Here is a 26,875-nt window from a genome sequence, read left to right on the forward strand (position 1 = left end):
CCTATGCTGCCCCGGTGACGGCCACCACACCCACGACGCCCGACCTGATCCTGCCCGCCCTGGCCGACCTGCTGGGTTGCGGCGCGGACGACCTGCGCCCCCTGCTGCCGCAGCTGATCTCCGCATGGACGGCAGAGGACGGGTCGGGCGCGATTGCCCTGCGCCTCACCCCCCGCGCGGACCTGGAGGTGCTGGGCGGCGCCCGCCCCGGCCCCCGACAGACCCAGGTTGCCCTGACCCTCCTGCGGGCCTGTCCTCTGGCGCGACCCTGAGCGCCTACGCGGACGACGCCATGGCCACGTCGCGCTGGACGCCTCCGGTCAGGGCGTCGGGGTCTGCCGCGCGTGGCTGGCCGGCGACACGCTGACCGTGGGCAGTCCCGGCGTCCACCCGGCGCTGCGCCACACCACCCTGCGTCACGCCCTGCTGCGCGCCACCGGCGACGCCGCCCGCGAACGCGGCGCCCGGCGGCTGGTCATGCAGGCCTGGGGCGACACGCCCGCCGAGACCCAGGCGGACGCAGGGCTGGGCCTGGACGCCGAGACGGTCACCCCCATCCACCTCTCGCGGTAAACAGAGAGGCGGCCCGCTCATCGCGAACCGCCCCCACTTACTTCATCTGCCGTTACACCTTGACGATCCAGCCCTCGGGCGCCTCGCGGTCGCCGGACTGGATGCCGACCAGTTCGTCGTACAGGCGGCGGGTGACTGGCCCGACCTTGGTCTCACTGTGGAACACGTGGAAGGTGTCGCCGTGCTGGATGCCGCCGATGGGCGTGATGACGGCCGCCGTCCCGCACGCGCCCGCCTCGGCGTACTCGTCCAGGCGGTCGATGTACACGTCCCCCTCGACGACGTTCAGGCCCAGGCGGTGCTCGGCCAGCCACAGCAGGCTGTACTTCGTGATGCTGGGCAGGATGCTGGGCGACTTCGGCGTGATGAACGTCTGGCCGTCCTTCGTGATGGCGAAGAAGTTCGCCGCGCCGACCTCCTCGATCTTCGTGTGGGTCGCCGGGTCAAGGTAAATCGCGTCCGCGAAGTGGCGGTCCTTGGCCTGCGCGCCGGGCATCAGGCTCGCGGCGTAGTTCCCGCCGACCTTCGCGGCGCCCGTACCATGCGGCGCGGCGCGGTCGTACTCGCTGGTCATGAAGTTGTGCGGGGTCAGGCCACCCTTGAAGTACGCGCCCACGGGAATGCAGAACACGCCGAACAGGAACTCCGGGGCGCTGCGCACGCCGATGTTGTCGCCGACGCCGATCACGTACGGACGCAGGTACAGCGCGCCGCCGCTGCCGTAGGGGGGCATCCAGCGCTCGTTGGCCTGCACGACCTGACGGCACGCCTCGATGAACTGCTCGGTGCTGACCTCCGGCATGAGCAGGCGGCGGCAGCTGGCCTGCATGCGCGCCGCGTTCTGATCCGGGCGGAAGAGGTTGATGCTGCCGTCCGCCGCGCGGTACGCCTTGAGGCCCTCGAAGCACTGCTGACCGTAGTGCAGCGCCGTTGAGCCCTCACTGATATGCAGCACGTTGTCCAGCGTCAGCGTCCCGGCGTCCCACGCGCCGTCCCGCCAGTGCGACAGGTAGCGCTCGTCGGTGCGGACGTAACTGAATCCCAGCGTGTTCCAGTCGAGATCCACGGGCGGGCGGGCAGTCTGGGTGCTCATGACGCCCATTGTGGCGCACCCCGACCGGGAAGGGTCAAGACTGCCGGACACGCCCCCACGGCACCCCTACAGCTCCACCGGCCCGTGCGGCGTGTCCAGCGTGGCGCGCAGCTCGACCTGCGGGGCCTCCACGACCTCCACCTCACCCTGGAAACGCAGGGCGTCCAGCGCCGCGCGCAGCCCGTCCGGTTCGGGCGAACCCAGCCGCAGGCCCGACAGGCGCACCCCCACGTCCGGCAGCCGCGTGGGCGGCGGCGGCGTCAACCAGTGAATCAGGGACGGCGTGGCCCCACCCCCCGGCAGGCCCCCGTCCGGCGGCACGGTCAGCACCCAGCGGTTCTCCCCGCGCGACAGCGGCAGCGCGTCCGGCCCGCCCGGCACCTCCGGCACCTGCGCCACCCAGTGCACCAGCGCCGGACCGTGCGACAGCCGCTCCTGCATCCCCGGCGTGTCCAGCGCGAACCAGCGGGCCCGCGCGGGCGGCGGCGCGGCCGGATTCACGGCGATCACCTCCAGGTACGCGTCCGGACCCAGCGACAGCAGCAGGTTGTGCGTGCCGAACAGCTCGTGCTCCCCGCCCGGCTGGAGCGGCACGCGCAGGCGACCCTCCAGCCAGTCCCGCCCCTCCGCCAGCGAACGGGCCGCCACCACCAGATGATCCAGACGCGCCCCGCTGCCCGCCACGGCCATCACGCTCCCCGTGGGCGGCTCATGCCGACCGGGTCGTTCAGGACGATCGCGGCGGCCTTCTCGCCGCTTTCCATCGCGCCCTGGATGCCGCTCATGGCGGTGGCCTCGCTGGCGATGATCACGCCCGGTAGAGGCGTCGCGTGGCCGGGCAGGACAGCGGCGTACTCGGGTGGCTGCGGGTACTGCGCGTGACGGATGCGTTCCACGAGCAGGGTGCGCAGCGCCTGCACCTGCGCGGGTGGGTACCAGCGGCCCAGTTCGCCGCGCACGCGGGCGTCCAGCGCGTCGTCATCCAGGTCCGGTTCACCCAGGACCGTCACGGTGAGCAGGTGGCCGCCCGCCGGAGCGCGGCCCGGGACGGCGTTGCTGAGCCAGTGGGCATTGTTGATGAACCCGTCCTCGGCGTTCAGGAGCAGCCGCACCTCCCGGTCGATCTGCTCTGGGCTCGCGTAGTACAGGTACGTGCTGCTCACGCTGCCACGCGCCGCGTCCGCACCGGTCAGGCGGGCCGCGGTGCCCGGATCGGTCGCCACGATCACCTGCCGCGCCTCCAGCTCCCCTGCCGCCGAATGCACCGTCACGTGCCCCGCGTGCGTGCTCAGGCGCTGCACCGGCACGTTCACGCTGACCTCCAGCCCCTGCGCGAGCTGCGCCGTCAGGGCTCCCATGCCCGCGCGGGGCAGCGCCGCGCCGCCGTCCATCAGCATCCGGAAGTAGTACCGGAACAGCCGCGCACTCGTGCCCAGGCTGCGGTCCAGGAAGATCCCCCCGAAGAACGGCCGGAAGAACGCGTCCAGCGCCCCCTCACTGAACCCCTGCCGCCGCAGGTAGCCCTCCGTGGACTCGTCCGCACCACGCAGCAACTCGAACGCCGCGGGTGCCCGCAACCGCAGTGCCAGCGCCGCCACCCGCGCCTTGTCCGCCACGCCCAGCGACCGCGCCGCCAGCGTCCCCGGCAGCGCCGCGAGATCCCCGAACGGACTGCCCAGCGTCTCCCGTTTCTCTCCCCGCACCACCACCGCGCCCGGCGGAATCGCCACCAGATCCAGCGCCCCCAGGTTCACGTGCCGCCGCACCGCCGGGTACGCCGGGAACAGCACCTGATACCCCGCGTCCAGCACGAACCCACCCACCACCCGCGACCGCACGCGCCCCCCGAACTCCGGCGCGGCCTCCAGCACCCGCACCCGCTCCCCCGCCCGCGACAGCACCCGCGCCGCCGTCAGGCCAGCCAACCCAGCACCGACCACCACCACGTCATACATGCGCGCAGGCTACCCCGCGCGCCACACGCCCGACTGAGCGAATGGACGGAAAGTGAAGGGGGGAAGTGGGTTGTGGGCAGTGGGGAGTGATCTTGGGGGCTGAGGGCGGGTACGCGGGTCACACGCCCCCTCACCCGCCCCTGCGGGGCACCCTCTCCCACGAGGGGAGAGGGCCGTCAGGTCGATCAGCCGCCCGCACCTGCCGGGCCCGCCGTCGCCGGTCACCCCGAGCCGTCGGACGCGCAGCGTCCGGGCCTTACCATCTTCACGGCAGCAGGGCGTCGAGGCCGGACACGTCAGCACCCATCAAAGAACCGCCGATCAAGTCACATCTCTTGGCCGAGCGCAGCGAAAAGCCCCCCTGCCCTCTGTGTAGGGGGGTTGGGGGGTGGGTCTCGCAGTTCAGTTCTCAGCGTCGGAGTCAGGCACGACGCGCGCGGGCGGCATGCCCTGCGTTTCGGACAGTTTGATCAGCCACGCGAACAGCTGGATGAACGCGAGGGCCAGCGCGGGGAGGCCGGCGAGCATCATGATCCAGCCGCTGAGCTGCTGGTTCTGGATGGGGGTGTAGTTCCAGAGGCACAGGGCCCCCACGTAGGGGGTGTAGAGGACGCGGGGGCTGTACAGCCAGACGCTGGCGACGCCCATCATGGGGAGGGCGGCGAGGAGGCCGAACCAGCCGCGTGAGCCGATGTCGGCGGGTTGCACGGTGGGGAGGGGGCGGAGGATGACGCTCCAGACGAGCAGGCTGCTCAGCAGGTACAGCCCCGGCAGGAGGGGGGCGGCGGTGTTGCTGACGACGCTGGCGTTGAAGCCGGCGGGGACGTTCCAGTAGATGATGACGGCCGTCCAGAGGGCCAGGGCCACCCAGGGGTCGAGCAGGAGGTTGAGGACCCTCCCGGGGCCGCGCCGGGGGTCGGGGCGCAGGCGGGGCAGGCCGAGCACGAGGAGGGGCGGGACGACCTCGGCGAGGACCATGAGGCGGGTCATGTAGAGGGCCATGCTGCTCTGGGTGAGGGTCGCGGCGCGGCTCTGGGTGGTCATCAGCAGGAGGAGCACACCCAGGGCGAACAGGGCGGCTTTCCAGGCGGGCCAGTCCTGCGCGCGGCCTTCACGGTGGGCCCGCAGGAAGCCCCAGAGGTACGCGGCGGCGATGAGCAGGGTGGGGATCAGGAAGAGGGGGTCGAGGCTGGGGCTGAGCAGGTCGGCCAGCGTGGGGTTGAGGGTGGAGGGCGGGGCGCTCATGGGGTCTCCATGACGTGTTGCAGGTCGGCCCGGACGCGCTCGACCTGGGGAAGCTGGGTGTAGTCCCACAGGACGCGCAGGTTGCCCTGGGCGTCGACGAGGTAGGTGGCGGTGGTGTGGTTGATCTGGTAGTCCGCGCCCTGGATGTCGGCCTTCTGGTAGCCGACGCCGTATGCCTGGGCGACGTTCGCCAGCTGCGGTTCGGGGACATGCACGCCGACGCCTTCCTTGCCGAAGTACGAGGCGTATTCGTTCAGGCGCCCCGGGGTGTCGCGGGCGGGGTCGACGCTGACGAGCAGGATGCGGAAGCGGGCCTTCTGGTCCTCGGGGAGGGCGTCACGGACCTTGTTCAGGTACGAGAGGGTCAGGGGGCAGATGCTGGCGCAGTGCGTGAACCCGAAGAACACGGCGGTGACCTGGCCCTGGCCGGGCGTGAACGTGAACGCGTGGGGCGCGGCGGTGGGGGTGTCGCTGACGGTGCCCGTGAAGCCCGTCGCGGCGGTGCCCTGCGGGTACGCGGTGCCGAAGAACGGGTAGGGGCTGCGCAGCCGCGCGGCGGCCCAGGCGCCCAGCAGGAGCAGGGTCACGGCGACGAGGGCCAGGATCGCGGACACGTACCAGGGCCGCGCGGGGGGGGCGCTGGTCGTCTCGGGGCTGATCGACTCGGGGCTGGGGGCGGGTTCGCTGGTCATCAGGGGGTCACCGTCATGGTTTCATCACGGGCGCCTGGATGGTCAGGGAGCGGCCCTGGTCGTCGGTCAGGGTGATGGGAATGGTCTGCCCGGGCTGGAGGGGCTCTGTCAGGTCCATGAGCATGAGGTGGTCGCCGGTGTCGCTGAGGGTCAGCGTACCGCCCGCCGGGAGGGTGAGGGCATCGGTCATGCTCATGCCGGTCATGTTGTCCTCGGTGCGGGTGACCATCAGCATGGCGTGCCCGGCGGCGGGGCTGCTCACCTCGGTCAGGCGGACGTCCGCGTCCCCGGTGCTCCGCAGGGTGGCGAACACGCTCGTCTCGCGGATGCCGGGGGGCACGGCCACCACGCGGGCGTCCATGACGCGGGCGGGCAACGTGCTGCTGGCTGCCGTGGCCGCAGGGCTGGCCTGCGAGGCGGTCTGGGGTGCGGGGGTGCTCGTGGTGGCGGGGCGGGGGCGCAGCAGGGCAGCGGCCAGCGCGGCGGCGAGGATCAGCAACGCGGCGATCAGGAGGGGCCGGGCGGGTCCGGCGCGGCGGGTTGAGGTCATGGGTCGCTCCTTCATGGCGGGGCGTGCCCGGCGCGGGCAGCCGTCAGGGTGCAGTGTAGGCGCGCGCGCGGGGGGGCATTGTCCCCGCCGCACCGCTGCGGGGCCGGCGGCGCTCATGAAGTGCGTGGAACCCGTTCCATAAAAAGCGTATCCTGAGTGCCAAATCATGCGGAAACCCACCATTCAGGATGTAGCCCGGCGCGCCGGGGTCGGGGTCGGCACCGTCTCGCGGGTGCTGAATAATCACGTGGCCGTCAAGGGAGCCACGCGCGAGAGCGTCCTCAAGGCCATCGCGGACCTGGAGTACACGCCCAACCCGCACGCCCGGCGCATCGCGGGAGGCCGCAGCTACACCATCAGCGTCCTGCTGCCCGTCCTGACCACCGAGTTCTACGTCCGCCTGCTCGACGGGCTGGAAACGGCGTTCCAGGAAGCGCGTTACGACGTGGCGATCTTCCCGCTGCTCGACCGCTCGCGGCTGGAACGCTACCTGGGCTCGCACACCCTGGCGTACCAGGCCGACGGGCTGGTCATGGCGACCTACAACCTCACGCAGATGTTCCACGAGCGCCGCCTGCGCACCCAGCAGCCCACCGTGCTGGTGGACGCCTTCGCGGACAACGTGGACTCCTCGTTCATGGACAACGTCGCGGGCGGGCGCATGGCGGGCGAGTACGCCGCGCAGTTCAGTGGCGACCTGTACGCCGTGTGGGTCGAGACCGAACTCGATCAGCTGTTCACCACCCGCGTGTTCGAGGACCGCCGCAGCGGCTTCATGAGCGCGCTGGACACCGCCGGGCGCACCATGAAGGCCGAGTACACCAGCTCGTTCGATTCGCTCGCGGCGCGCAACACGGCCGCCACCGTCCTCGATCAGGCGCAGGCGTCGGGCCTGCCCTGCACGGTGTTCGCGTCGGCGGACATGCTGGCGGGCGCGCTGCTCGACGAGGTGCGCCTGCGCGGCCTGAAGATCGGGCAGGACGTGCGCGTGATCGGCTTCGACGACCAGCCCTGGGCCGCCGAGCGCGGCCTGACCACCCTGCACCAGCCGGTCGAGAGCATGGGCTACGAGGCCGCGCAGCTGCTGCTGTCGCGCCTGAACGGCTACAAGGGCCCGGCCCGCGCCCGCCGCTTCGAGCCGCGTCTGATCATCCGCGGCAGCGCGTAAAGGAAAGCGTGGAGCAGCGGGTCGTGGGCCAGCGCCTGCGGCCCGCTTCCTTTGCAGCCTCCATCCTCTAGAATCTCCGGGTTATGCCGCGCGTCTTTTCAGGGATTCAGCCCACAGGTGAACCGCACATCGGGAACTACTTCGGGGCCATGCGCAACTACGTGCGGCTGGGCGAGGAGTTCGGGAAGAACTCCATCTACTGCGTGGTGGACCTGCACGCCATCACCAACCCCGCCGCCTCCGATCCGAGGCTGCTCGCGCAGCGGACCTTCGAGATGGCGGTCGCGAACTTCGCGGTGGGCCTCGATCCCAGCCGGGTCACGTTCTTCGTGCAGTCGCACGTGCCGGAGCATCAGGAACTGTCGTGGATCTTCACGACCCTCACGCCGGTCGGCGAGCTGGAACGCATGACGCAGTACAAGGACAAGTCCGCGCAGCTCGAGAGCGTCCCGGCGGGCCTGCTGATGTACCCGGCCCTGATGGCCGCCGACATCCTGCTGTACAAGGCCGACACCGTGCCCGTCGGTGAGGACCAGACGCAGCACATCGAACTGACGCGTGAGATCGCCCGCAAGTTCAACCACGCCTTCGGCGAGACGTTCCCTGAACCCAGGGCCGTGTACAACAAGGACGCGCTGCGGATTCCCGGTGTGGACGGCAACGGCAAGATGGGCAAGAGCAAGGGCGAGACGAGCACCATCGGCATCCTGGAACCGCTGGATTCCATCTGGCAGAAGCTGCGCGTGGCGCCCACCGACCCGGCCCGCGTGCGCCGCACCGACCCCGGCGACCCCGAGAAGTGCCTGATCTTCGACTACCACAAGCTGTTCAGCGACCTGGACACCATCCAGACCGTGGACGCCGGGTGCCGCACCGCCGGGATCGGCTGCATTGACTGCAAGAAACAGCTCATGACCGGCGTCACCGCGCACCTGACACCCATCCAGGAGCGGGCCGAGACGCTGAAGGCCGACCCGGACTTCGTGCGCGACGCCCTGGCGCAGGGAGCGCGCGAGGCCCGCGCGATCGCGCAGCCGATCATGGCCGAAGTGCGCGAGAAAGTCGGCTTCCTGACCCTCTAAACCACCTGCCGTGACCGCCGCGCCCGCGCTGCCCACCCCCACCCCGCCGCCCCCGGCCGGGGTGGGCTTCAGCGTGGCGCTGCCCGCATTCAGCGGCACCCTGGCGGAACTGGCCTCCGCGCTGCGCGCCGGCCGCGTCCAGCCGGGCGAGGTGCCCCTGCTGACCCTCACGCGCGACGTGCTGGCCTGGGCGCAGGCGGTCACGGGCGGCCCGCTGGAGGGCGCGCACCCGGACCTGCTGCCCACCCTGGCCGCCGTCATCGCGCTGAAGGCCCGTCTGCTACTGCCGCAACCCGAGCCCGAGGAGACAGAGGCGGGCGGCGACTGGTTCGAGCCGCTGGACGACGTACTGGAAGGCGTGGAGGCCCTGGCGGAACTGGGCGCCCTGGTGGACTTCCTGGCCGCGCGCCGCCGCGAACGCGAGGGCCTGATTCCCGCCCGCGCCGTGCCCGTGACCCTCCCACGCCGCGAACGGCCCCGCAACCCGCAGGGCAGCCTCGCCAAACTCGTGAAGGCCGCGCAGAACGCCGTGCGGCAGGTCGAGGTGCCCCTGCTGGCCCGCGACCGCCTCTCGCTGGCCGACGCGCTGGGCGCGCTGCGCGCCTTCGGCCGCCGCCTGCGGACCTTCACCTTCCGGGGCATCCCCGCGCAGGACTGGGGCGAGCAGACCACCTACTTCGCCGCGCTGCTCGAAGGCGTGAAGGAAGGGAACTTCAGCGTCGAGCAGACCGACACGTACGGCGACATTCAGGTGCAGTCCCACCTCGCGCAGGACTGACCGCCGATGAACTGGGGGGAGAGGCCGGTGCGACCTCTGCCCCAGGCTGTTCCTGCGCGTCAGGTGCGGGCGAACTCGACGGCGGCCTGTACCTGCTCTTCCGATGGGCGCACGCCGGTGTACAGCACGAACTGCTCCAGCGCCTGCAACGCCACGACCTCCAGCCCGGTCACGACGGGCCTCCCCTGCCGCCGGGCCTCCACGATCAGGGGCGTCTCGCTGGGCAGGGCGACCACGTCGAACACCGTGCCTGCGCGGGCGATGGCGTCAGGGGTGAAGGCGAGGTCGTCCGCCTCCGGGCCGCCCGCCATGCCAATCGGCGTGACATTCACGAGCAGGTCACCGCCTTGCACGCCCGGCGTCGTGGGGTGCCAGTCCCAGCCGCAGCGCGCCGCCAGTGCCCGCCCGGCCGCCTCGTTGCGGGCGACGAGCACGCCGCGCGTGAAGCCCGCGTCGCGCAGGGCGCTCGCCACGGCCCTGCCCATGCCGCCACTGCCGCGCAGCACCACCCGCGCGTCCCGGTTCAGCGCGTGCCGTTCGATCAGGAGCTGAATGGCGGTGTAATCGGTGTTGAAGGCCTTCAGGTGCCCGCCGGTGTTCACGATGGTGTTCACCGACCCGATGGCGGCCGCCGAGGCGTCCAGTTCGTCCAGCAGCGGGATCACGGCCTCCTTGAACGGCATGCTGACCGCGCAGCCGCGCACGCCCAGCGCCCGGATACCCGCCACGACGCCCACGATGTCCTGCACGCCGAACGCCTTGTACACGAAATCCAGACCCAGCGCTGCGTACAGGTGATTGTGAAAACGAGTCCCGAAGTTGCTCGGGCGGGCCGACACGCTCATGCACAGCGTCGTGCCCCGATTGATGTCCAGCTTGCTCGCGCCTGTCATGACTGCCACGCTCCGGCGACTGCGCTGCGTGCCCTGCGCTCCGCTCCGGTCACTCCACTCCGTCTCCGTCGTCTCATTCCTGCTCCTTCCAGTCGGCTCCGGGTCACCCGGAGCGGAATCACAGTCCCAGCATCAGGTTCAGGTTCTGCACCGCCGCGCCGCCCGCGCCCTTCCCGAGGTTGTCCAGCCGCGCGACCAGCAGCACCCGCTCGCCGTTCGCGGACGGGTACACGAACAGCTCCAGATCGTTCGTGCCGTTCAGGGTCTGCGGGTCCAGCACCTCCGGGTTGGCGGCCATGTCAAACACCCGCACGTACCGCTGCCCGGCGTAGTGAGCCTTCAACGCCGCGTGCAGGGCGTCGGGCGTGGTGCCCAGCTCGCGCAGGTGCAGCGGGATGGTCACGGTCATGCCCTGCGCCCACGCGCCCACGTTCGGCGTGAAGATCGGCGTGCGGCTCAATCCCCCGTAGCGCATCGTCTCGGGGATGTGCTTGTGCTCCAGCCCCAGCGCGTAACTCAGGAACGCGCCCTTCATCGGGTGATCCTCACCCTTCTCGTGCGCGTCCACCAGCGCCCGGCCCCCACCCGTATACCCGCTGTACCCCTGGATGCTGACCGGGAAGTCCGCCGGGATCAGGCCCGCGCCCGTCAGCGGCGCCAGCAGTGAGATCGCGCCGGTGCTGTAACAGCCGGGGTTCGCCACGAAGCGCGCCGCGCGGATCGCGTCCGCCTGCCCCGCGTTCAACTCCGGGAAGCCGAACACCCACGCCGGATTCACCCGGTGCGCCGTGCTCGCATCCAGCAGCCGCGCGGCCGGGTTGGTCGTCAGCGTGACCGCCTCGCGCGCCGCGTCGTCATGCAGGCACAGAATCGACACGTCCGCCGCGTTCAGCAACTCCGCCCGCGCGTCCGCATCCTTGCGCCGCGCCGGGTCGATGCTCAGCAGCTCGATATCCGACCGGCCCTCCAGCCGGGAGCGGATCTGCAGGCCGGTCGTTCCGGCCTCACCGTCAATAAATACCTTGGGGGCTGTCATGCTTGATTCTCCATCAGGGACTGAGTGACCTGCGCGTGCAGGCGTTCGAATGTCATAGCCAGGGACGTTCCCGGTTGCAGGTGCGTCCAGAGGTCCGGCGTCATGGGCACGATGCGGATCACGCCGTGTCCGCCGCGCCCGATGACCTCCGGGTCATGGTTCTCCCACCATGCGTACGCCTTCACCAGCTCTCCGGCGCGATGGAAGCTGAAGACGCTGCCGTCCATCGCGCCCACGTTGTCCCCGAAGCGCCGGTGGATGAATGACGTCGTCCGGTCATCCGGCAGGTGAACGCAGGCCAGCAGGAACGCCGCGTCACGCACCGCCCACCCCGTAGCACAGCTGCACGAGCCGCTTCAGGTCGCCCTTGGCGGGGTCGCCCTGCTCGATGCGGCGCAGGAGTTCGGCGGGCGTGAGCCACTCGGCGCTGCTGAAGTCGTCCGGGTTGAAGGCGGGCGGGTCGTCGCGGCGCAACTCGTACACGTGCATGAAGGCACTCAGGCCGTCGCGTGGGCCAAGGCGGGCGATCTGCTGCCAGGGGAGGTCGTCCACGGTCAGGTTCAGTTCCTCCTGCGTCTCGCGGCGGAAGGCCTGCTCGTACGTCTCGCCGCGTTCCACGTGCCCGCCGACGCTCATGTCGAGGCAGCCGGGGAACAGGCGTTTGTGCGCGGTGCGGCGCGGAATCCACAGCTGACCCGCGCGGTTGATCAGGAAGGCGTTGATGACGCGGACGGTCAGGCCGCGCGCGTAGGCGTCCTCGCGGGTGACGGTGCCCACGACCTCGTCGTGCTCGTTGACGACGTCCAGCCACTCTGTCTGCGCCGTCATGCCGTCCATTCTGAAGCCAGGACGGCGTAGAGGGCGTCGTCCGTCCATTCGCCCCGGTGCAGGTAGCTCTGGAGACTGGTGCCCTCATGCCGGAAGCCCAGGTGGGTGAGCAGCGCCGCGACCGCAGTGTTGCGCGGGTCGATGCTGGCGTGCACGCGGTGCAGGCCCAGGTCCGCGAACGCGTAGGTGACCAGGGCGTGCAGGGCCTCGCGGGCGTACCCGTGCCCCTGCGCGCGGCGGGCGAGCGTCACGCCGAGTTCCGCCTGCGGCCCCTGCGTGTTCAGGGCGACGTCGCCCACGAGGTCACCGCCCGTCAGGGTGACGGCGCGCTGCACCCAGCCGGGCGCCCCCAGCGGCGCGTCCGACACGAGCCCCGACACACTGTCCGGCGTGGCGGGCAGCGGCCAGCCCTGATACCGGGCGACCTCCGGATCGTTCCGGTACGCCAGAACACACGGCAGGTCGTCCGGCGTCAGGGGCCGGAGTGTCAGGCGAGGTGTGTGCAGGATGGTCATGGGGTCAGCGTGGCAGAGAAACCGGCGGGCGCGCATCCGCGTGACGGCAGATGCGCGCCACGGCGGAGGTTTACCAGCGGGGTTTCAGGTCACCCATGAGGTGGTACATCAGGGCTTTCTGCGCGTGCAGGCGGTTTTCGGCCTGGTCGAACACGCGGCTCTTGGGGTGTTCGGTGGCTTCGGGGACGGTCTCCTCGCCGTAGTGGGCGGGCAGGCAGTGCAGGAAGATGCCGTCCGGTGCGATGGAGTCGAGCATCTCGGGCGTGACCTGGTAGCCCTGGAAGGCGCGGCGGCGGATGTCGGCCTCGGCTTCCTGGCCCATGCTGATCCACACGTCGGTGTACAGCACTTCGGCGCCCTGCACGGCGGCAAGGTCGTTCGTGAGGGTGATGTTGACCCCGGCGCGCACGGCGTCCATGAGGACTCCGGCGTTCGGTTCGTAGCCGACGGGGGTGACGACGGTGACGTCGGTGCCGGTCAGGATGCCCATGTGGATGTGGCTGTTGGCGAGGTTGTTCCCGTCGCCGATGTACACGACGCGGCGGCCCGTCAGGTCGGTGCCGAATTCTTCCTCGATGGTCTGGTAGTCGGCGAGGAGCTGCGCGGGGTGCAGCATGTCCGACAGGCCGTTGATGACGGGGATGCTGGCGTGCTGGGCGAGTTCCTGGAGGGTCTGCTGGAGGTACACGCGGCCCATGACGGCGTCCACCCAGCGTTCGAGGTTGCGGGCCACGTCGCTCACACGTTCGCGGGTGCCGAGGCCGATCTCGGTGTTGCTGAGCGTGATGGCGTGACCGCCGAGCTGGTACATGCCGACGTCGAAGGTGGTGCGGGTGCGCAGGGACGCCTTCTCGAACACCAGCGCGATGCTGAGGCCTGCCAGGGGTTTCACGGCGCGCCACTCGCCGCGTTTCATGGAGTGGGCAGTGTCCATGACGGCGCGCAGTTCAGTGGCGGTCATGTCGAGGTTGCTCAGGAAGTCCCGCCCGGCCATGACGGGCTTGGGGAGGGTGTCCGGAGTGAGCAGCACGGGCGCAGCGACCGGCGCGGTGGCTGGCGCCATGGCTGCATCTTTTTTCGTGACAGCCTTGCGCGCCGCGCCGGTCTTCTGCGGGGCGGCGCTGGCCTGGGCCTGGGTTTTCTTTGAGCGGGCGACCTTCGTCATAGGCGAGGAGTATACCCGCTTCCCGTCAGCGCACGATCACTCCGTGCAAGCTACGCATGAATATGCATTCTGAATGACTGGACATGCAGAGTGGGGAGCGGCGCGGGGCCCTGACGGCTGCCCGCGCGCTGCGCCCCACCTCCCTTACTTCGTTTCGGTCAGGCTGTAGCTGCCGCTGCCGCTGTAGGCGTACACGCGCCAGCGGTACGTGCCGCTCGCGGCGGCGTATTTGATGGCCTCGGCGCTGCTGCCGCCCTCGCTGGCGGCCACCTGCGTCCAGGTGGTGCCGGAGAGTTTCTGGAGGTACAGGTCGAAGTCCGTGCCGGTGGGGCCGCTCAGGTTGCCCTGCAGGGTGCCGCCCGCGTAGGTAAAGCCGGTGCTGGACGGCTGGTAGGAGTTGCCGGCGGCGGCGACCGTACCGGTGTAGGTGGTGGTCGTGCCAGTGGTCGTGCCGACCGTGACGAACAGCGCGGAGACCGGCCCGTACGTGCCGTTGTTGTTTTTCGCGCGCACGTACACCATGTGCTTCCCGGCGCTGAGCCCGCTGGTGGACACCGTGGCCTGTACGCTCTCGGTGGCGGCGTTGAACGCGCCGTCAGCGGCCGTCATGGCGCGCGCGGTCCCGCCGGCCCAGGGGGGCGTGTCGATGAAGTACTCCGCGCCGCTGATCGTGCGGGTGGGTTCCGCGCCGTTGCTGGTGTTGAAGCGGGTGTTCGTGGCGCTGGCGCTCAGGGTGAAGCTGGCGCCCGTGGCGACGCTGGCGGGGGCGTTCAGCGTGACGCTGTCCGGGCCGCTGCCCATGGTGTACGGCTGGCGGGCCACGCGCAGCGCGTACAGCAGGGCCGCCTGGTTCTTGGGCAGGGTGGTGCCGGTGAAGGTGTTGCACGGCTCGAAGAACGCGCTGCCCAGTTCGATGGTGTAGGCGGGCACGCCCAGCTCGCCGTACGCGAAGTCGTCGGTGGTGCCGCTGGTGGGGTACAGGCCGACGCTCTGCTCGGGCGTGTAGCCGTTGAAGTACGCGAACTTGCGGCCCAGGCTCTGCATCTGCGTGCCGTTCGGGGCGACGGTGGTGGTGTCTCCCCAGGGCCACAGGACCAGCTGGGAGTAGCTGTGGATGTCCATGTACAGGCCGCTGGTGGTGTCGGGCGCGGCGTCGGTGCGGGCGGGGCCCCGGTTGTCCGCGAAGGCCGCCTTGATCAGGGCCTGGAGGTTCTGCGTCTCGATTTCACTCGCGGCGGCGGTGCCCTTGTACGTCTCGTTGCAGGGGTCGGCGCTGGATCCGCCGGTGCCCCAGGCGTAGTTGAAGTTGCGGTTCAGGTCCACGCCGTACAGGCCGTTGCTGCACGCCTGGGTGTCGTTCACGTTCTTGCGCCAGGACGCGCCCGCCTCGGCCTTCTTGCGGCCGTCCGGGTTGCTCTGGAGGACCAGCCAGACCTCCTGACTGTCGAGCATCCAGGTGACGTCGGCGTCCTTGCCGTAGTTGGCGAGCAGGTACTCCGCGAAGCGGGTCGTGAGTTCCGCCGGGGTGTACTCGCGCGCGTGGATGGACGCGGTGATGAGCAGCCGGGGCTTGGTGCCGGTCACGCTCTTGTTGGTCAGTTTCAGGACGTTCATGTCGTACCCGCCGCGCCCCTTGCTCTTGAGCCACGAGGAGCCGAAGCTGCTCCAGCTGGCGAGGTTCGGGTACTGCGTGACGAGGCCCTGCGCGCTGGCGTAGGTTTCCTCGACGGTGCGGTAGCAGGAGTAGCCGCTGATGCTCAGGGCGCTCAGCGGGGTTTTCAGCGAGGCGCTGTGGCGCTCGGTCTGGGTCTGGTCGATCTTCACGGTCCAGCCGCGGGCGAGGCCGGTGACGCGCAGCTGCTCGAATTCGGGTCGGCTGATGTCCAGCAGCACGTAGCCGTCGTCCAGGCTGCCGCCGACCGGTTCGAAGGTCTTGACGATGTCCAGCCAGTCGCGTTTGGTCTTGAAATCCACGCGGGACACGACGACCGGGTACTGCTGGAAGGTGCTGCACTCGTCGGCGGTGGCGACCAGGGAGTCGCTGCCCTTGGGGGCGGCCGCCTGGGGGGAGGCGGGGGTCTGCGAGCAGGACGCGAGCAGCAGGGTAGCGCTGAGCAGGGAGACGGACAGACCTTTATGCATGGAGCCTCCATCGGCGGCGGCCCCGTCCGGGGAGACCGGCAGGACGTCGCCTGGGTTGTGTGGTGCTGCGCTACTCTAACACCCCCCCGGCGCGCAAGCGAAAGTTCCACTGTCCATCATGGATGAACGTGCCCGAGGGGGCCGGGCGTACACTCCCGCGCAATGAGCGCCCCCGCGTCCCTGTCGCCCCTGAACACCCGCGCGCTGCTGCTGGCGCTGCTCATCACGGGCATCTGGGGCGTCAATTTCATCGTGATCAAGTGGAGCGTGGCGGGCGCGCCGCCGCTGCTGGTGGCCGCGCTGCGCTTCGCGGTGGCTGCCCTTCCCGCCGTGTTCCTCGTGCCGCGCCCGCAGCTGCCCGCGCGGCTGCTGTGGAGCTACGGGCTGCTCGTGGGCGTCGTGCAGTTCGGGCTGCTGTACCTCGCCATCCAGCTGGGCATGAGCGCCGGCCTGGGCTCGCTGCTCATGCAGATGCAGGCGTTCTTCACGGCGCTGCTCGCCGCGCGGCTGCTCGGCGAGCGCATCCAGCCGTGGCAGGCCGCCGGGATGACGGCCGCCTTCAGCGGCATGGCCCTGATCGGCGCGCTGTCCGGCGGCGACCTGCCCCTCATCAGCCTGGGGCTCACGCTGCTGGCCGCGCTGGGCTGGGCGGGCAGCAACCTCGTGGTGCGGGCCTCGGGCGGCGCGAACATGCTCTCCCTGGTCGTCTGGAGCGCCCTGATCCCCCCCATCCCCCTGACGCTGCTGGCCGGCCTGACCGGCGGATGGGCCGCCGTGGGGCACACCCTCACGCACAGCGGGTGGGGCTTCTGGGCCGCCATCGTGTTCATGGGGCTGGGCAACACCGTGCTGGGCTTCGGGCTGTGGTCGCTGCTGATCCAGCGGCACGGCGCGGCGCGGGTGGCCCCCCTGTCGCTGCTGGTCCCGGTGTTCGGCCTGATCGCCAGCGCCCTGGCCTTCCACGAGGCGTTCCCGCCCGGCAAGGCTATCGGCGCGCTGCTGGTGTTCGCGGGCCTGACCCTACACGTGTTCGGGGGCCGCTGGCAGCGCGCGCCGCGTCCTTCAGGGCCAGCACCAGAAGCGTGAGCAGCAGCGCGGGCCACGCCAGCCCCTCGGGCGTGTCCAGCCACGTCCAGCGCGCGAAACTGATGAGCTGACCCAGGTCGGCCTTCAGCGGGACCGCCGTCACGTCCGGCACGGCGTCCAGGCTGTCCGTGAACGCCACGGTCAGCGTCGGCTGATCGTGGAAGCCCAGCACGCCCAGTTCCATCAGCCACAGGAACACGCCGCTCAGGACGGTGCCCAGCACGGCGCCCAGGCGTGGGCGCAGGTGCGGCCACACGTGCGCGCGCAGGACGTGCGCGGCGCCGCCGCCCAGCGCCGCCGCGCCCTCCACGAACGCCTCCTGGCGCACGGCGGCCACCTGCGCCGCCACCAGCCGCGCCGTGAGGAGCGCCGCGCCGCCCGCCAGCACCAGCCGGAACGACCCGCGCCCCAGCAGCAGCGCCGCGAGCAGCAGCGCCGGGAGTTCCGGGGGCCAGCTGAGCGCGCCGCGCCAGCCGCGCCACAGGCCCAGCAGCACGCCCGGCAGCGCCCCCCACGCCAGCGCCCACAGCGCCAGCCCCAGCGACCGCCGCAGCGCGCGCGGCAGCACGCACGCCGCGTCCCGCCCGAAACGGTCGGTGCCCAGGGGAGCCAGCCGATCACCGGGCCGCAGCGGCGGCACCCGCAGCGCGGCGGCGTCCGTCACGCCCGGCGGGGCGATCAGGGGCCGCACCGGGCACTCGGCGCGCGGGGCCAGGAGCGCCAGCCCCAGCAGCGGCCCCAGCAGCCAGCGCCACCTCACGTGGGCTCCGGCGCGGGGCGCGGATCGAGGCGGGACGCCACGGCCTGCTGCGCGCCCCCAGCCACGCTGCCCAGCCCCAGCAGGACCGCCAGCGCTGCGCTCAGGGCCGCGCCGTCCACCGAGCCCGTGGCGGGCGCGCCGCTCAGCGCCGCCTGCGCGGCGGCGTACACGGTATTGCCCACGCCGGGAAACTGAAGCAGTCCCTCCAGGACGGTCAGCGACAGCGTGACGTTCAGGGTGTCGCCGGTCAGGCTGCGGGCCGCGACGGGCCGCGCGACCGCCCAGGCCCGTCCCGCCAGCCGCGCTTCCGGCAGGCCCATGGCGCGGGCCGCGCGGGTGTGCGGGGCGGCCCAGGCGTCCCGGAACGCGCCGCGCCCCTGCGTGGCGGCGCGGGCGGCGGCCGGGAGTGCCAGGGCCAGCGTGAACAGCGTGAGCATCAGCGGGGCCCAGGGCGTCAGCGGGAACGCCCAGCCGCGCGCGGTCGTGACCGTCAGCCCCAGCGCCAGCGCCGCGAGGAGCAGCCCGAACGGCGGGACGGATTCCAGCACCCACAGCGTGGGCAGCGGAACCCGCCGCAGCGCGCCCACCAGCGCCCACGCCACCCCGAGGCCGAGCAGCAGGTACGTGCTGCTCAGCAGCGCGGCGGACCCCACCCCCGCCCACACGCCGGGATCCAGCGCGCCGCGCAGGGCGGCGCCGTACGCCGCGAGCCGCTCCGGCCAGGGCAGCGAGCGGTTCAGGCCCAGCCACAGGGCCGCGTGAGCGACCACCAGGAGCGCCACCCGGGCCAGCATGGTCAGCGGCGGCGGTAGAGGGTCAGCGCGTGCCCGTCGGGGTCGCGGGCGTCGAGCGCCTCGCCCCAGCCCATGCGCTGCACGTCGCCTGCCGTGCCGCCCGCCGCGAGCAGCGCCTCGCGCGCGGCGTCCACGTCCGGCACCTCGAAACCCAGCTCCACCCCGCCCGGCTGCGGCGCGGCGCTGCTGGCCGCCGCCGGCTGCAGGATCACGGTCACGGGTCCCGCCTGGAGCATCACGAAGGTCGGCCCGGCGTCGGGCGCGTCCGGCAGGTCGAGCACCGACCGGTAGAACGCGCGGGACGCATGCGGGTCCCGCACGACCAGGGTCACGTTCCGCAGGGAGGCAGGCGGCATACGCCATCGTACCGGGCCCGGGCTCCGCCGAAGCGCCGTGGCCCGCCCGTACCCGGCGCGGCTAGACTGCCCCGCATGTTGAGGGCACGGGTGCTGGGCCGACCAGCGGAAGACAACGCGCTGTGGGTCACGGCGGACAGCGGGCAGGGCCGCACGCGGCTGCTGCTGGACTGCGGCGCGCGCGTGCTGGACACGCTGCCCTTCGCGGAGGTGCAGGCCACCGATCACCTGCTGCTGTCACACCTGCACATGGATCACGTGGGCGGCTTCGACGACTTCTTCCGGGCCACCTTCGACCGCGCGGCGCCCACGCACGCCTGGGGGCCGCCCGGTACCGCCCGCATCCTCGGGCACCGCTTCCAGGGGTTCTGGTGGAACCACGCGCCCGAGCTGCGCGGGCAGTGGGTGGTGCACGACGTGCACGACACGCACGTGCGGTCCTTCCGCTTCGAGGCGCGCGAGGCCTTCGCCGTCCCCCACGAGGCAGGTACTCGCCCGCACGACGGCCCTATCCTGACCACCCCGGAAGTGACCGTGCAGGCCGTCCCGCTGGAACACCACGGGCGCAGCCTGGGTTTCATCCTGCGGGAACCCGACCGGGAACGCGTGAACACGGGCGCCCTGACGGGGCTGGGTCTGCGCCCCGGCCCGTGGCTGGCCGAGCTGAAAGGCGGCGCGACCGGCGAACTGGACGTGAACGGTCAGCCGCACGACGCCGCCGGCCTCCGCGCCGCGCTGCTGGAACGCGAGACCGGGGAAAGCCTCGCGTACCTCACGGACTTCCTGCTGGACGCCGCGCAGCAGGCACGCCTCGCCCCGCTGCTGCGCGGCGTGCAGACGCTGTACGCCGAGGCGCAGTACGCCCCCGAAGACCACGCCCTCGCCGCGCGGCACGAGCACACCACCGTCACACAGGTCGCTGCCCTCGCCCACGCGGCGGACGTGCCCGCGCTGACGCTGCTGCACCTGAGCCGCCGCTACCGGCCCGAACAGTGGCCCGCCCTGCTGAGCGCCGCGCAGGCCATCCACCCCGCCACGCGCTTCCCGAACGGCTGGCTGGACGCCTGAGACGGCCGGTTCGTGTGCCAGACCGTCCCCCTTCCCCTATCCTGCCCGGGTGACCTCCTCTCTCGCTGCGCCACGTCACCCACACGTCACGGCGCTGTGGGGCTCAGTGACCGCTTTCTGCCTGCTGCCCCTGTTCACACCGGACCGCCCGCTGACCCCAGTCCTGCTGGCCGCCCTGCTGCCCTTCACGCTCCGTCTGACCCGCTGGATGACGGCAGGGCACTCGGGGCAAGAGGCGACGCCGCACGCCCGGGCACTGAACGTCTGGGCGCTGCACGGCGTGGCGCTGGGCCTCATCTGGGTGGGGGTGGGGCTGTGGCGACAGCGGGCCGGGTGGATGCCGGACGGTGCCGTTCAGGTGCTGACGGGCGCCGCGCTGGCGTGGACGTCCTGGGCCTTCCGTTCCGTGATTCGCCGGCCAGCCGGCCCGCCCACGGACGCGACGCTGACCCGCTGGAGCTGGTCGCTGAGGGGCTGGCAGGTGGCCCTGCTCATGAATCTGATCTGGACTGCACTGCGGTTTCCGCTGAACCCACAGATGCTTCAGCCGCTCGCGCTGATTCTTGCGGCGGAACTCCTGCACCGTTCCGTGCAGGGCCGCGCCCGCTGACTCCGGCTGCCGTACCCTGTGGGGCATGACTGCTCCGCTGTTCGATTCGCACATGCACACGCCCCTGTGCGGGCACGCCACGGGGGCGCCGCGCGAGTACGCGCAGGCGGCGCTGGACGCCGGACTGGCGGGCATCTGCTTCACGGATCACATGCCGATGCCCGCGTGGTACGACGCGCCGTGGCGGATGCGCCGCGACCAGCTCGCGCAGTACGTGGCGGACGTGCAGGACGCCCAGGCGGAGTTCGCGGGGCGACTGGAGGTCCGGCTGGGGCTGGAGGCCGACTTCCACCCCGGCACGGAACGGTACGTGGAGGAGGTGCTGGGCGCGCACCCGTGGGATTACGTGATCGGCAGCGTCCACTACATCGGCGCGTGGGGCTTCGACAACCCGGAATTCATAGCGGAATACGACAGCCGCGACCTGGGCGGCCTGTACCGGGACTACTACGCGCTGGCCGAGGGCGCGGCGAAATCAGGGCTGTTCGACAGTATTGGGCACCTGGACCTGCCCAAGAAGTTCGGGCACCGCGACCCGGACGGGTACGCCGCGCTGCACGCGCTGGACGTCATTGCCGAGCGCGGCCTCGCGCTGGATTTCAACACCGCCGGGTGGCGCAAGCCCGTCGCCGAGGCGTACCCCGCCCCGGACCTGACCCGCGCCGCCGCCGAACGCGGCATTCCCTTCGTGCTCGGCAGCGATGCCCACACCCCCCAGGAGGTCGGTCACCGCTTCACCGAGGCCATCAAGCAGATTCACGACGTCGGTGGGCGGATCGTGACATACCAGGGCCGCGTCCGGCACGGATAACACGTGGACTCCTGGCTCCCCCTGGGGGAAGGTGGCCGCGCAGCGGACTGAGGGATCATCGACCGGCCCGGCTGATCCTTGCCTGCGGATCGGCCATCGCCCCTCCTCTCTCCCCATGCCCCTCCCTTACCCTGGGGGTATGGAAGTCACGAAGAAGTCCCTGGCGGGGGTGCTGAAGACGACGGCGGATCTGCTCGATCTGCTGGGCGTGGGCGACGATCCGTTCCGGGCGCAGGCGTTCCGGAGTGCGGCGCGCAGCCTGGAGGCGTCGGCGGACGAGGCCGAGGCGCTGGTGGCGCGTAGTTTTGCGGGCGTGCCGAAGGTGGGCAAGGCGATCGCGCTGGACCTGATGGAGTTCGTGGAGACTGGCGTGTTCGGGCCGCTGGAGGACGCCGCGAGTCTGATTCCGGCGGGTGTGCTGAGCCTGTTCCGGGTACGGGGGCTGGGGCCCAAGAAGATCCGCGCGCTGTGGGACGCCGGGATCGATTCGCTGGAGGGGCTGCGGGAGGCCTGCCGGGACGGGCGGGTGGCGGCGCTGAAGGGCTTCGGGGCGAAGAGTGCGGCGTCGTTCCTGGCGGCGGTGGAGTTCGCCCTGAGCGCGCAGGAGCGGCAGCACCTGAGCACGGCGACCGAGGTCGCGGAGGGCCTGTGCCGCGTGCTGGATGGTCTGGAGGCGCGGCTGGCGGGGGATGTGCGCCGGGGACTGGACACGGTGCGGGTGGCGCGCGTGACCGTCACCGCCGACCCGGACGTGGTGGCAGCGCGGCTGGCGGGCGTGGTGGAGGGCCTGGAGCGCGTCGGGCAGAAGCCGCTGTTCGCGGGGCGGGTGGATGGCGTGCCGGTCGAGGTGGCGTTCGCGCCGCGTGGGGGCGTGCGGGGCGCGCTGGACCTGATGATGGGCGGCCCCGCGGCGTACCGCGAGGCGCTGCGCGCCGAGGCGTCGGCGCGGGGCTTCGACCTGAGCGGGCACGGCCTGATCCGGGCGGGCGAGGTACTGGACACGCCCAGCGAGGCGGACGTGATGACGGCGCTGGACCTGCCGCTCCGGCCCGCCGAGTACCGCGAACCCGAGCATGACGGCGTGTGGGAGGCCCTCCCCCACCCGGATGAACTGGTGACGGTCTCGGACCTGCGCGGGATGCTGCACACGCACTCGACCTGGTCGGACGGCGCGGCGAGCATCGCGGACATGGCGGCCGCGGCGGTGCGGCTGGGGCACGAATTCCTGGGGACCGGGGATCACTCGCGCGCCGCGCACTACGCGAACGGCCTGAGCATCGAACGCCTCCAGGCGCAGCTGAAGGAGATCCGCGAGTTGCAATCAGCGGGCGTGCCCCTCGTGGCGGGCGCCGAGGTGGACATCCTGGAGGACGGCTCGCTGGACTACCCGGACGACATCCTGGCGGAACTGGATTACGTGGTCGCCAGTGTCCACAGTCTCTTCACGCTGCCTGCCGAGCGGCAGACCAAGCGGCTCGTGCAGGCCGCGCGACACCCCCTCGTGACCATCCTGGGGCACCCCACGGGCCGCCTGCTGCTGCGCCGCCCCGGCTACGCGCTGGACCTGGACGCCGTGATGGCCGCCTGCGCCGAGCGGGGTACCGTCGTGGAGATCAACGCGAACGCGTACCGCCTGGATCTCGACTGGCGCGTGGCGCTCGCGTGGCGCGACCGCGTGCGCTTCGCCGTCAACACCGACGCCCACGTCCCGGCCGGACTCGCCGACGCCCGCTACGGCGTGCTGGCAGCCCGCAAGGCCGGCCTGACGCCCGCGCACGTCGTGAACACCCTGGACCGCGAGGCGTTCCTGGCGTTCGTGCAGGCGCAGCGGGCCGCCCGGACCTGAGGACAGGGGGGTGAAGCCAGGCCGACGGGTCACCCCTGGGTGGACCTGCGGCGGGCGAGCCCGGTCACACGTCGTGGGCGGGACGACTCCCCTCACAGAGTCGTCCCGCCCAGGTGTCTTCGCGGTGGGGGCGGGCGCCTAGACGGCCGTCGCCCCGGGGTGGGGGGAACTTCAGCGCGTGCCGAAGTCCTGCACCCAGTACGTGCCGTAGGGGGTGCCGGGCTGGTAGGTGTAGCCGATACCCACCTCTTTCAGCGTGGCGTCCATCAGGGTCTTGCAGTGGCTGGGGCTGTCGATCCAGCCCTGCATGACGTTCGCGACGGTGTACCCGGCGGCGATGTTCTCGGCCACTTCCGTCCAGCCGCTGTACCCGGCCCGCTCGACCCGCTGGGCGGGGGTGGTGCCGTCGGGGGTCACGTGGTCGAAGTAGCGGCGCTGGGCCATGTCCGCCGCGTGGGCGCGGGCGGCGCCGGCAAGGTAGCCGTTCCAGGTGACGGGCGGAGCGGCCGCGAAGCGCTGGTCCCCGCAGGTACGGGGGGTGGCGCGGGCCTCGTTCAGGGCCCTGAGGATCTGCGCTTCCTCACTGCTCATGGTCTGCGGCCCGGCGTCCTGCTGGCCGCCGCTGGGCCCGCCGGTACTGGTGGTGCTGCCGACGGCGCTGGGCGTGCCGGCGCCGCCGCAGGAGGCGAGCAGGGCGGTCAGGGGAAGGAGGGTGGCCAGGATGAACTTCTGCATGGGAGGATCCTTTGACCGGTGGAACTGTGGGGACCGGTCGGAAGTGTCCTCAAGGTAGTCAGCCGGCTCTCTCGGCTCCCTCACGGCCACAGAGATGAAGACGCCAGTGCCCGCTCGCCGGCGCCGGGGGATCCTGCGGGCGGGCCAGGGGACCGCCAGCCCGCTCCAGACCGCATTTTTTCCCTGAGCGGCGCGGCGGGTGGGGCACGGGGCCCGGGTCGCGGCGGACTGGCGGGGCATGCCTGTCCGGTTGTCATGAACCTGTGACAGCGCAGGCCCGCCTGGCGTGAAGGCGGCCGCCCCGGCAGCCAGCAGGGCCCGCGGCTGGCGCACGCGCCACAGACCGAAACAAGCCCCCCAGGCTGTTCCTGGGGGGCCAAGGGGGGTGGAGGTCAGGTCAGCGGACGCGGTTCAGGGCGTCCTGCGCGTCCTTGTAGCCCGGGGTGAGCTTGAGGGCCCGCTCGTAGTTCTCGCGGGCTTTCAGGCGGTCCGGCGCGACGGCCCCGGCGCCCCGCTCGTAGCTCAGGCCCAGGTAGTAGGCGTACTCGGCGTTCTGGCTGCCGAGCGCGGCGGCCCGGGTGAACTGCTCGCGGGCGGCCTTCAGGTCACCGGCGTCCAGCGACAGGCGGCCCAGGTAGAAGTAGAACTCCGGGTAACGCAGGGGATCGAGGGCCACGGCCTGGTTCAGCTGCGCGCGGGCGGTGACGGCGTCGCGCGCCAGGTAGCTGACCACGCCGTACTGCCCGACTGCGTAGGCGTTCTTCGGGGCGAGCCGCGCGGCCTGGGCCGCCTCGGGCTTGGCGGCGGTGACGTTGCCGCTCAGGGCGAGCAGCTTGGCGTAGTAGGCGCGGTTGAAGGGGTCGCGCGGGTCGAGGATCACGGCCTGCTGCAGGTTGTCGAGCGCCAGGGGAATGTTGCCGGTGGCGTAGTACATGTCGCCCAGGTTGTACAGCAGGATGGCGTTGTCGCCGTTCAGGGCGATGGCCTGCTTGAAGGCCGTGATGGCCTTGGGGGCGTCGCCCTGGAGTTTGTACACGTAGCCGCGCTCGTTCCACACGCGGCTGAGCAGCAGGTCGCGGTTCTGCGTGGCGCCCTGCGCCAGCGCCTCGGCGTCCTGCAGGGTCCGCAGCGCCTCGCCGAGGTTGCTGCTGACGACCGTGCGGTCACCGGCACCGATGAACTGCTGCACGTACGCCTGTGACAGCGAGATGTACGCGTCGAAGTTGCGGCTGTCGAGGGTCACGAGCTTTTTCAGCGTGGTGATGCCGGCGCTGTACAGGCGCAGTTTGACCTGTGAGCGGCCCAGGCCCAGCAGCGCGGCGGGGCTGTTCGGTTCGAGTTCCGCGGCGGCGCGGTAGGCGACGTAGGCCTGGTCGAACTGACCCTGTTCGTAGTAGTAGCCACCCACGGCGACGTAGTTCGCGGCCGGAATGGGGCGGGCGGCCGCCGGAGCGGCGCTGGGGGTGGCGGGGGTGGCGGGCGCGGTCTGGGCGCTGGCCGGGGCCAGCATCAGCATGAGGCCCAGCAGTCCGCCGGTCATGTTGCGTCGATTCACTCGGAAACCTCCGTGGGGGTCAGGCCGGCCGGTGGGCACAGGTCTGACCTCGCACTGCCAGGGGTGGGCATGGGCGCATGATACGTGAGAACGGCTTCAGGCGGGGTGAAGTGCCCGTGAGAGGCGCGAAAATGACCGGCGAGGCGGCACATGACGGCAGTCTTGCCGCGCGACTTGACCGGCGTCTGATCCAGCCCAAGGCAGCGGCTGCTACAGTGCCGCCCATGAGCGTGCCCAGGCGGATTGGACTGACCGGTTCTATCGGGGCGGGCAAGAGTACCGTCGCGGCCCTGCTGCGCGCCCGGGGCCTGACCGTCCTCGACGCCGACGAGCAGGCGCGGCTGGTCACGCAGGAAGCGGAGGTGCTGGCCCGGCTGGAGGCCCGGTTTCCCGGCGTGGTGCGCGGCGGGAGCCTCGACCGCGCCGCGCTGGCCGCGCAGGTCTTCGGGGACGCGGCGGCGCTGGCGGACCTGAACGCGATCACGCACCCGCGCGTGCGCGCCCGCATGGCGGCCCTGGAGGCGCAGGCAGCGGCCGGCGGCGCGCAGGTGGTGGTCCAGGACGTCCCGCTGCTGTTCGAGGGGGGTCTGGCGGCCCAGATGGACGGGGTGATCGTGGTGGACGCCCCGCTGCCGCTGCGTGTCGCGCGGGTGCAGGCGCGCAGCGGCCTGAGCGAGGCCGAGATCCGCGCCCGGGACGCCCGGCAGTGGCCGGCGGCGCAGAAGCGGGCGCGGGCGACGGCCGTGCTGGAGAACGACGGTGACCTGGGGCACCTGGAGGCGCAGCTGGACCGCGCCCTGAAGCGCCTGGGCATCGGTGGGCCGCCGCCTGCACAGTGACCGGGCCCCAGGGGGCGGCCCGGCGCGACCGGTCAAGGAGCATGGGGGCCGCGGTCCCGGCGGTCTACGGCCCCCACGCCTGTGCCCGGCCGGTCAGGCGCTCTTCTTCCAGCGGCCCTTGCCCCGGTGCCCGACGCGGTTGCCGGCGGGGGCGGTGCGGGCACGGACCTGCTCGTCGTCGTAGCGGAGCATGACGGCCAGCCGGGCGCGGCTGATGATGTGGTGGGGGTGCTTGGGCACGAACGCCGTGACGATGTCCACGTGCCCGTCGCGTTGCGGCTGCGCCACGACGTGCAGCGGCAGCGCCACGCCGCAGGCCTCGAAGTACCCGCAGACCAGCCAGCGGCGCTCCTCGGTGTACACGGCACGCACGCGGCCGGTCAGCAGGACGTTCAGCACGTCGTGCTCGAGGAACCCCTCGGCGCGGGCGTGGCCGATGGCGTGCGGGCACAGGTGGTAGCGACCGTCGTACACGGCGTCGCGCAGCCGGGCGTGCGCCTGCGCGAGGCTGAAGTCGTCGGTGCTGACCCCGCTGAGTTCGGCCTGCCGCTGTGGTTTCAGCGGCGCCTGTACCCGGGCGGGGCGGGCGGGCGTGGGGGGCGGCGCGCGCCGGGCGGCCTTCTCGGCGCGGGACAGCTGGGCACGCAGGGCAAGCAGGTCGGCGCTGGCGGCCAGCGTGGTGGCGTGCGACGGGTCGGCG

30 protein-coding genes are annotated in these 26,875 nt (G+C 71.7%); 11 read left to right on the forward strand and 19 right to left on the reverse strand.

Annotated features, from left to right (window positions below):
- The first annotated feature begins 14 nt into the window (after positions 1 to 14).
- Entirely contained in the window at positions 15 to 272 is a 258-nt protein-coding gene (locus AUC44_RS11415) for a hypothetical protein (RefSeq protein WP_062158735.1), read from the forward strand.
- Between the two features lie 97 nt (positions 273 to 369).
- On the forward strand, positions 370 to 573 hold the full coding sequence (locus AUC44_RS11420) for a hypothetical protein (RefSeq protein ID WP_062158736.1): 204 nt from the start codon (positions 370 to 372) through the stop codon (positions 571 to 573).
- A gap of 52 nt (positions 574 to 625) precedes the next feature.
- On the opposite strand, the gene AUC44_RS11425 is transcribed toward AUC44_RS11420, so the two are convergent.
- The 6 genes from AUC44_RS11425 to AUC44_RS11450 form a co-directional block, all read right to left on the reverse strand.
- A complete protein-coding gene (locus AUC44_RS11425; protein WP_062158738.1) occupies positions 626 to 1,666 on the reverse strand; it encodes a branched-chain amino acid aminotransferase in 1,041 nt (346 codons plus the stop codon).
- 66 nt (positions 1,667 to 1,732) lie between these two features.
- A complete protein-coding gene (locus AUC44_RS11430) occupies positions 1,733 to 2,356 on the reverse strand; it encodes a VOC family protein (protein ID WP_062158740.1) in 624 nt (207 codons plus the stop codon).
- On the reverse strand, positions 2,356 to 3,621 hold the full coding sequence (locus AUC44_RS11435) for an NAD(P)/FAD-dependent oxidoreductase (RefSeq protein ID WP_062158742.1): 1,266 nt from the start codon (positions 3,619 to 3,621) through the stop codon (positions 2,356 to 2,358). Before AUC44_RS11435 ends, AUC44_RS11430 begins: the two co-directional genes overlap by 1 nt.
- 402 nt (positions 3,622 to 4,023) lie before the next feature.
- Entirely contained in the window at positions 4,024 to 4,866 is an 843-nt protein-coding gene (locus AUC44_RS11440) for a cytochrome c oxidase assembly protein (RefSeq protein WP_062158744.1), read from the reverse strand.
- Positions 4,863 to 5,558 carry an SCO family protein gene (locus tag AUC44_RS11445; RefSeq protein ID WP_062158746.1) on the reverse strand — a complete coding sequence of 232 codons (696 nt, stop codon included), beginning with the start codon at positions 5,556 to 5,558 and terminating at the stop codon, positions 4,863 to 4,865. The genes AUC44_RS11440 and AUC44_RS11445 overlap by 4 nt, the downstream gene beginning before the upstream one ends.
- 13 nt (positions 5,559 to 5,571) lie before the next feature.
- Positions 5,572 to 6,108 (reverse strand): copper chaperone PCu(A)C, encoded by a 537-nt coding sequence (locus AUC44_RS11450; RefSeq protein WP_082689191.1) that lies wholly within the window; start codon positions 6,106 to 6,108, stop codon positions 5,572 to 5,574.
- A 166-nt stretch (positions 6,109 to 6,274) separates the two neighbouring features.
- On the opposite strand from AUC44_RS11450, the gene AUC44_RS11455 reads away from it, so the two are divergent.
- The 3 genes from AUC44_RS11455 to AUC44_RS11465 all read left to right on the forward strand — a co-directional run bounded on the left by AUC44_RS11455 (position 6,275) and on the right by AUC44_RS11465 (position 9,136).
- Positions 6,275 to 7,276, forward strand: a complete 1,002-nt coding sequence (locus AUC44_RS11455; protein WP_062158750.1) for a LacI family DNA-binding transcriptional regulator — start codon at positions 6,275 to 6,277, stop codon at positions 7,274 to 7,276.
- Positions 7,277 to 7,359: 83 nt separating this feature from the next.
- On the forward strand, positions 7,360 to 8,358 hold the full coding sequence (gene trpS / locus AUC44_RS11460) for a tryptophan--tRNA ligase (protein ID WP_062158752.1): 999 nt from the start codon (positions 7,360 to 7,362) through the stop codon (positions 8,356 to 8,358).
- Positions 8,359 to 8,368: 10 nt separating this feature from the next.
- Positions 8,369 to 9,136, forward strand: a complete 768-nt coding sequence (locus tag AUC44_RS11465; protein ID WP_231724427.1) for a segregation and condensation protein A — start codon at positions 8,369 to 8,371, stop codon at positions 9,134 to 9,136.
- A gap of 59 nt (positions 9,137 to 9,195) precedes the next feature.
- On the opposite strand, the gene AUC44_RS11470 is transcribed toward AUC44_RS11465, so the two are convergent.
- From AUC44_RS11470 to AUC44_RS11500, 7 genes are all read right to left on the reverse strand, one after another.
- Positions 9,196 to 10,029, reverse strand: a complete 834-nt coding sequence (locus AUC44_RS11470; RefSeq protein WP_062158754.1) for a shikimate 5-dehydrogenase — start codon at positions 10,027 to 10,029, stop codon at positions 9,196 to 9,198.
- A 118-nt stretch (positions 10,030 to 10,147) separates the two neighbouring features.
- Complete coding sequence (argC, locus tag AUC44_RS11475; protein WP_062158756.1) at positions 10,148 to 11,065, reverse strand: N-acetyl-gamma-glutamyl-phosphate reductase; 918 nt, start codon at positions 11,063 to 11,065, stop codon at positions 10,148 to 10,150.
- A complete protein-coding gene (locus AUC44_RS11480) occupies positions 11,062 to 11,388 on the reverse strand; it encodes a hypothetical protein (protein WP_062158758.1) in 327 nt (108 codons plus the stop codon). Before AUC44_RS11480 ends, argC begins: the two co-directional genes overlap by 4 nt.
- A complete protein-coding gene (locus AUC44_RS11485) occupies positions 11,381 to 11,893 on the reverse strand; it encodes an NUDIX hydrolase (protein WP_082689044.1) in 513 nt (170 codons plus the stop codon). Before AUC44_RS11485 ends, AUC44_RS11480 begins: the two co-directional genes overlap by 8 nt.
- The gene (locus AUC44_RS11490; protein WP_062158762.1) at positions 11,890 to 12,408 is read right to left on the reverse strand and encodes a GNAT family N-acetyltransferase; all 519 of its coding nucleotides are present in this window, start codon (positions 12,406 to 12,408) and stop codon (positions 11,890 to 11,892) included. Before AUC44_RS11490 ends, AUC44_RS11485 begins: the two co-directional genes overlap by 4 nt.
- Positions 12,409 to 12,478: 70 nt before the next feature.
- Entirely contained in the window at positions 12,479 to 13,402 is a 924-nt protein-coding gene (gene argF, locus AUC44_RS11495; RefSeq protein WP_062159816.1) for an ornithine carbamoyltransferase, read from the reverse strand.
- Between the two features lie 315 nt (positions 13,403 to 13,717).
- On the reverse strand, positions 13,718 to 15,715 hold the full coding sequence (locus AUC44_RS11500) for a M14 family zinc carboxypeptidase (RefSeq protein ID WP_062158764.1): 1,998 nt from the start codon (positions 15,713 to 15,715) through the stop codon (positions 13,718 to 13,720).
- 189 nt (positions 15,716 to 15,904) lie between these two features.
- Here AUC44_RS11500 and AUC44_RS11505 point away from each other — a divergent pair, with 189 nt between their 5' ends.
- Entirely contained in the window at positions 15,905 to 16,801 is an 897-nt protein-coding gene (locus AUC44_RS11505; protein WP_417926373.1) for an EamA family transporter, read from the forward strand.
- On the opposite strand, the gene AUC44_RS16580 is transcribed toward AUC44_RS11505, so the two are convergent.
- Genes AUC44_RS16580 through AUC44_RS11515 form a run of 3 tightly spaced genes read right to left on the reverse strand, consistent with a single transcriptional unit; the run spans position 16,701 to position 18,711 of the window.
- A complete protein-coding gene (locus tag AUC44_RS16580; RefSeq protein WP_157445331.1) occupies positions 16,701 to 17,561 on the reverse strand; it encodes a hypothetical protein in 861 nt (286 codons plus the stop codon). The two genes, AUC44_RS11505 and AUC44_RS16580, sit on opposite strands and share 101 nt — an antisense overlap.
- On the reverse strand, positions 17,558 to 18,343 hold the full coding sequence (locus AUC44_RS11510) for a hypothetical protein (RefSeq protein ID WP_157445332.1): 786 nt from the start codon (positions 18,341 to 18,343) through the stop codon (positions 17,558 to 17,560). Before AUC44_RS11510 ends, AUC44_RS16580 begins: the two co-directional genes overlap by 4 nt.
- 14 nt (positions 18,344 to 18,357) lie before the next feature.
- Positions 18,358 to 18,711, reverse strand: coding sequence for a VOC family protein (locus AUC44_RS11515; RefSeq protein ID WP_062158771.1), 354 nt, complete (start codon positions 18,709 to 18,711; stop codon positions 18,358 to 18,360).
- Between the two features lie 75 nt (positions 18,712 to 18,786).
- Here AUC44_RS11515 and AUC44_RS11520 point away from each other — a divergent pair, with 75 nt between their 5' ends.
- The 4 genes from AUC44_RS11520 to AUC44_RS11535 all read left to right on the forward strand — a co-directional run bounded on the left by AUC44_RS11520 (position 18,787) and on the right by AUC44_RS11535 (position 23,046).
- Complete coding sequence (locus AUC44_RS11520; protein ID WP_062158772.1) at positions 18,787 to 19,779, forward strand: MBL fold metallo-hydrolase; 993 nt, start codon at positions 18,787 to 18,789, stop codon at positions 19,777 to 19,779.
- A 106-nt stretch (positions 19,780 to 19,885) separates the two neighbouring features.
- Positions 19,886 to 20,389 carry a hypothetical protein gene (locus AUC44_RS11525; RefSeq protein ID WP_062158774.1) on the forward strand — a complete coding sequence of 168 codons (504 nt, stop codon included), beginning with the start codon at positions 19,886 to 19,888 and terminating at the stop codon, positions 20,387 to 20,389.
- A 25-nt stretch (positions 20,390 to 20,414) separates the two neighbouring features.
- On the forward strand, positions 20,415 to 21,200 hold the full coding sequence (locus AUC44_RS11530; RefSeq protein WP_062158776.1) for a histidinol-phosphatase: 786 nt from the start codon (positions 20,415 to 20,417) through the stop codon (positions 21,198 to 21,200).
- A 139-nt stretch (positions 21,201 to 21,339) separates the two neighbouring features.
- Positions 21,340 to 23,046, forward strand: coding sequence for a helix-hairpin-helix domain-containing protein (locus AUC44_RS11535; RefSeq protein WP_062158778.1), 1,707 nt, complete (start codon positions 21,340 to 21,342; stop codon positions 23,044 to 23,046).
- 171 nt (positions 23,047 to 23,217) lie between these two features.
- Here the strand turns inward: AUC44_RS11535 and AUC44_RS11540 are convergent, their stop codons facing one another.
- Both AUC44_RS11540 and AUC44_RS11545 read right to left on the reverse strand, forming a co-directional pair.
- Entirely contained in the window at positions 23,218 to 23,781 is a 564-nt protein-coding gene (locus AUC44_RS11540) for a CAP domain-containing protein (protein WP_062158780.1), read from the reverse strand.
- Positions 23,782 to 24,178: 397 nt separating this feature from the next.
- Positions 24,179 to 25,336 carry a tetratricopeptide repeat protein gene (locus AUC44_RS11545; protein ID WP_417926347.1) on the reverse strand — a complete coding sequence of 386 codons (1,158 nt, stop codon included), beginning with the start codon at positions 25,334 to 25,336 and terminating at the stop codon, positions 24,179 to 24,181.
- Between the two features lie 224 nt (positions 25,337 to 25,560).
- On the opposite strand from AUC44_RS11545, the gene coaE reads away from it, so the two are divergent.
- Positions 25,561 to 26,175: a dephospho-CoA kinase gene (gene coaE, locus AUC44_RS11550; protein WP_062158784.1), complete on the forward strand. Its 615-nt coding sequence runs from the start codon at positions 25,561 to 25,563 to the stop codon at positions 26,173 to 26,175.
- A gap of 93 nt (positions 26,176 to 26,268) precedes the next feature.
- Here coaE and AUC44_RS11555 read toward each other — a convergent pair whose 3' ends face one another.
- Entirely contained in the window at positions 26,269 to 26,850 is a 582-nt protein-coding gene (locus AUC44_RS11555) for a DUF4258 domain-containing protein (protein WP_062159817.1), read from the reverse strand.
- Positions 26,851 to 26,875 lie beyond the last annotated feature (25 nt).

The sequence above is a fragment of the Deinococcus actinosclerus genome (assembly GCF_001507665.1).
Taxonomy (GTDB): Bacteria; Deinococcota; Deinococci; order Deinococcales; family Deinococcaceae; genus Deinococcus; species Deinococcus actinosclerus.

What these genes read in the sequence shown, in the direction of transcription:
- AUC44_RS11425 (WP_062158738.1), bottom strand. Translation starts at nt 1,666, where the DNA reads ATGAGCACCCAGACTGCCCGCCCGCCCGTGGATCTCGACTGGAACACG.
- AUC44_RS11430 (WP_062158740.1), bottom strand. Translation starts at nt 2,356, where the DNA reads ATGGCCGTGGCGGGCAGCGGGGCGCGTCTGGATCATCTGGTGGTGGCG.
- AUC44_RS11435 (WP_062158742.1), bottom strand. Translation starts at nt 3,621, where the DNA reads ATGTATGACGTGGTGGTGGTCGGTGCTGGGTTGGCTGGCCTGACGGCG.
- AUC44_RS11440 (WP_062158744.1), bottom strand. Translation starts at nt 4,866, where the DNA reads ATGAGCGCCCCGCCCTCCACCCTCAACCCCACGCTGGCCGACCTGCTC.
- AUC44_RS11445 (WP_062158746.1), bottom strand. Translation starts at nt 5,558, where the DNA reads ATGACCAGCGAACCCGCCCCCAGCCCCGAGTCGATCAGCCCCGAGACG.
- AUC44_RS11450 (WP_082689191.1), bottom strand. Translation starts at nt 6,108, where the DNA reads ATGACCTCAACCCGCCGCGCCGGACCCGCCCGGCCCCTCCTGATCGCC.
- AUC44_RS11455 (WP_062158750.1), top strand. Translation starts at nt 6,275, where the DNA reads ATGCGGAAACCCACCATTCAGGATGTAGCCCGGCGCGCCGGGGTCGGG.
- trpS (WP_062158752.1), top strand. Translation starts at nt 7,360, where the DNA reads ATGCCGCGCGTCTTTTCAGGGATTCAGCCCACAGGTGAACCGCACATC.
- AUC44_RS11470 (WP_062158754.1), bottom strand. Translation starts at nt 10,029, where the DNA reads ATGACAGGCGCGAGCAAGCTGGACATCAATCGGGGCACGACGCTGTGC.
- argC (WP_062158756.1), bottom strand. Translation starts at nt 11,065, where the DNA reads ATGACAGCCCCCAAGGTATTTATTGACGGTGAGGCCGGAACGACCGGC.
- AUC44_RS11485 (WP_082689044.1), bottom strand. Translation starts at nt 11,893, where the DNA reads ATGACGGCGCAGACAGAGTGGCTGGACGTCGTCAACGAGCACGACGAG.
- AUC44_RS11490 (WP_062158762.1), bottom strand. Translation starts at nt 12,408, where the DNA reads ATGACCATCCTGCACACACCTCGCCTGACACTCCGGCCCCTGACGCCG.
- argF (WP_062159816.1), bottom strand. Translation starts at nt 13,402, where the DNA reads ATGGCCGGGCGGGACTTCCTGAGCAACCTCGACATGACCGCCACTGAA.
- AUC44_RS11500 (WP_062158764.1), bottom strand. Translation starts at nt 15,715, where the DNA reads ATGCATAAAGGTCTGTCCGTCTCCCTGCTCAGCGCTACCCTGCTGCTC.
- AUC44_RS11515 (WP_062158771.1), bottom strand. Translation starts at nt 18,711, where the DNA reads ATGCCGCCTGCCTCCCTGCGGAACGTGACCCTGGTCGTGCGGGACCCG.
- AUC44_RS11520 (WP_062158772.1), top strand. Translation starts at nt 18,787, where the DNA reads ATGTTGAGGGCACGGGTGCTGGGCCGACCAGCGGAAGACAACGCGCTG.
- AUC44_RS11530 (WP_062158776.1), top strand. Translation starts at nt 20,415, where the DNA reads ATGACTGCTCCGCTGTTCGATTCGCACATGCACACGCCCCTGTGCGGG.
- AUC44_RS11535 (WP_062158778.1), top strand. Translation starts at nt 21,340, where the DNA reads ATGGAAGTCACGAAGAAGTCCCTGGCGGGGGTGCTGAAGACGACGGCG.
- AUC44_RS11540 (WP_062158780.1), bottom strand. Translation starts at nt 23,781, where the DNA reads ATGCAGAAGTTCATCCTGGCCACCCTCCTTCCCCTGACCGCCCTGCTC.
- coaE (WP_062158784.1), top strand. Translation starts at nt 25,561, where the DNA reads ATGAGCGTGCCCAGGCGGATTGGACTGACCGGTTCTATCGGGGCGGGC.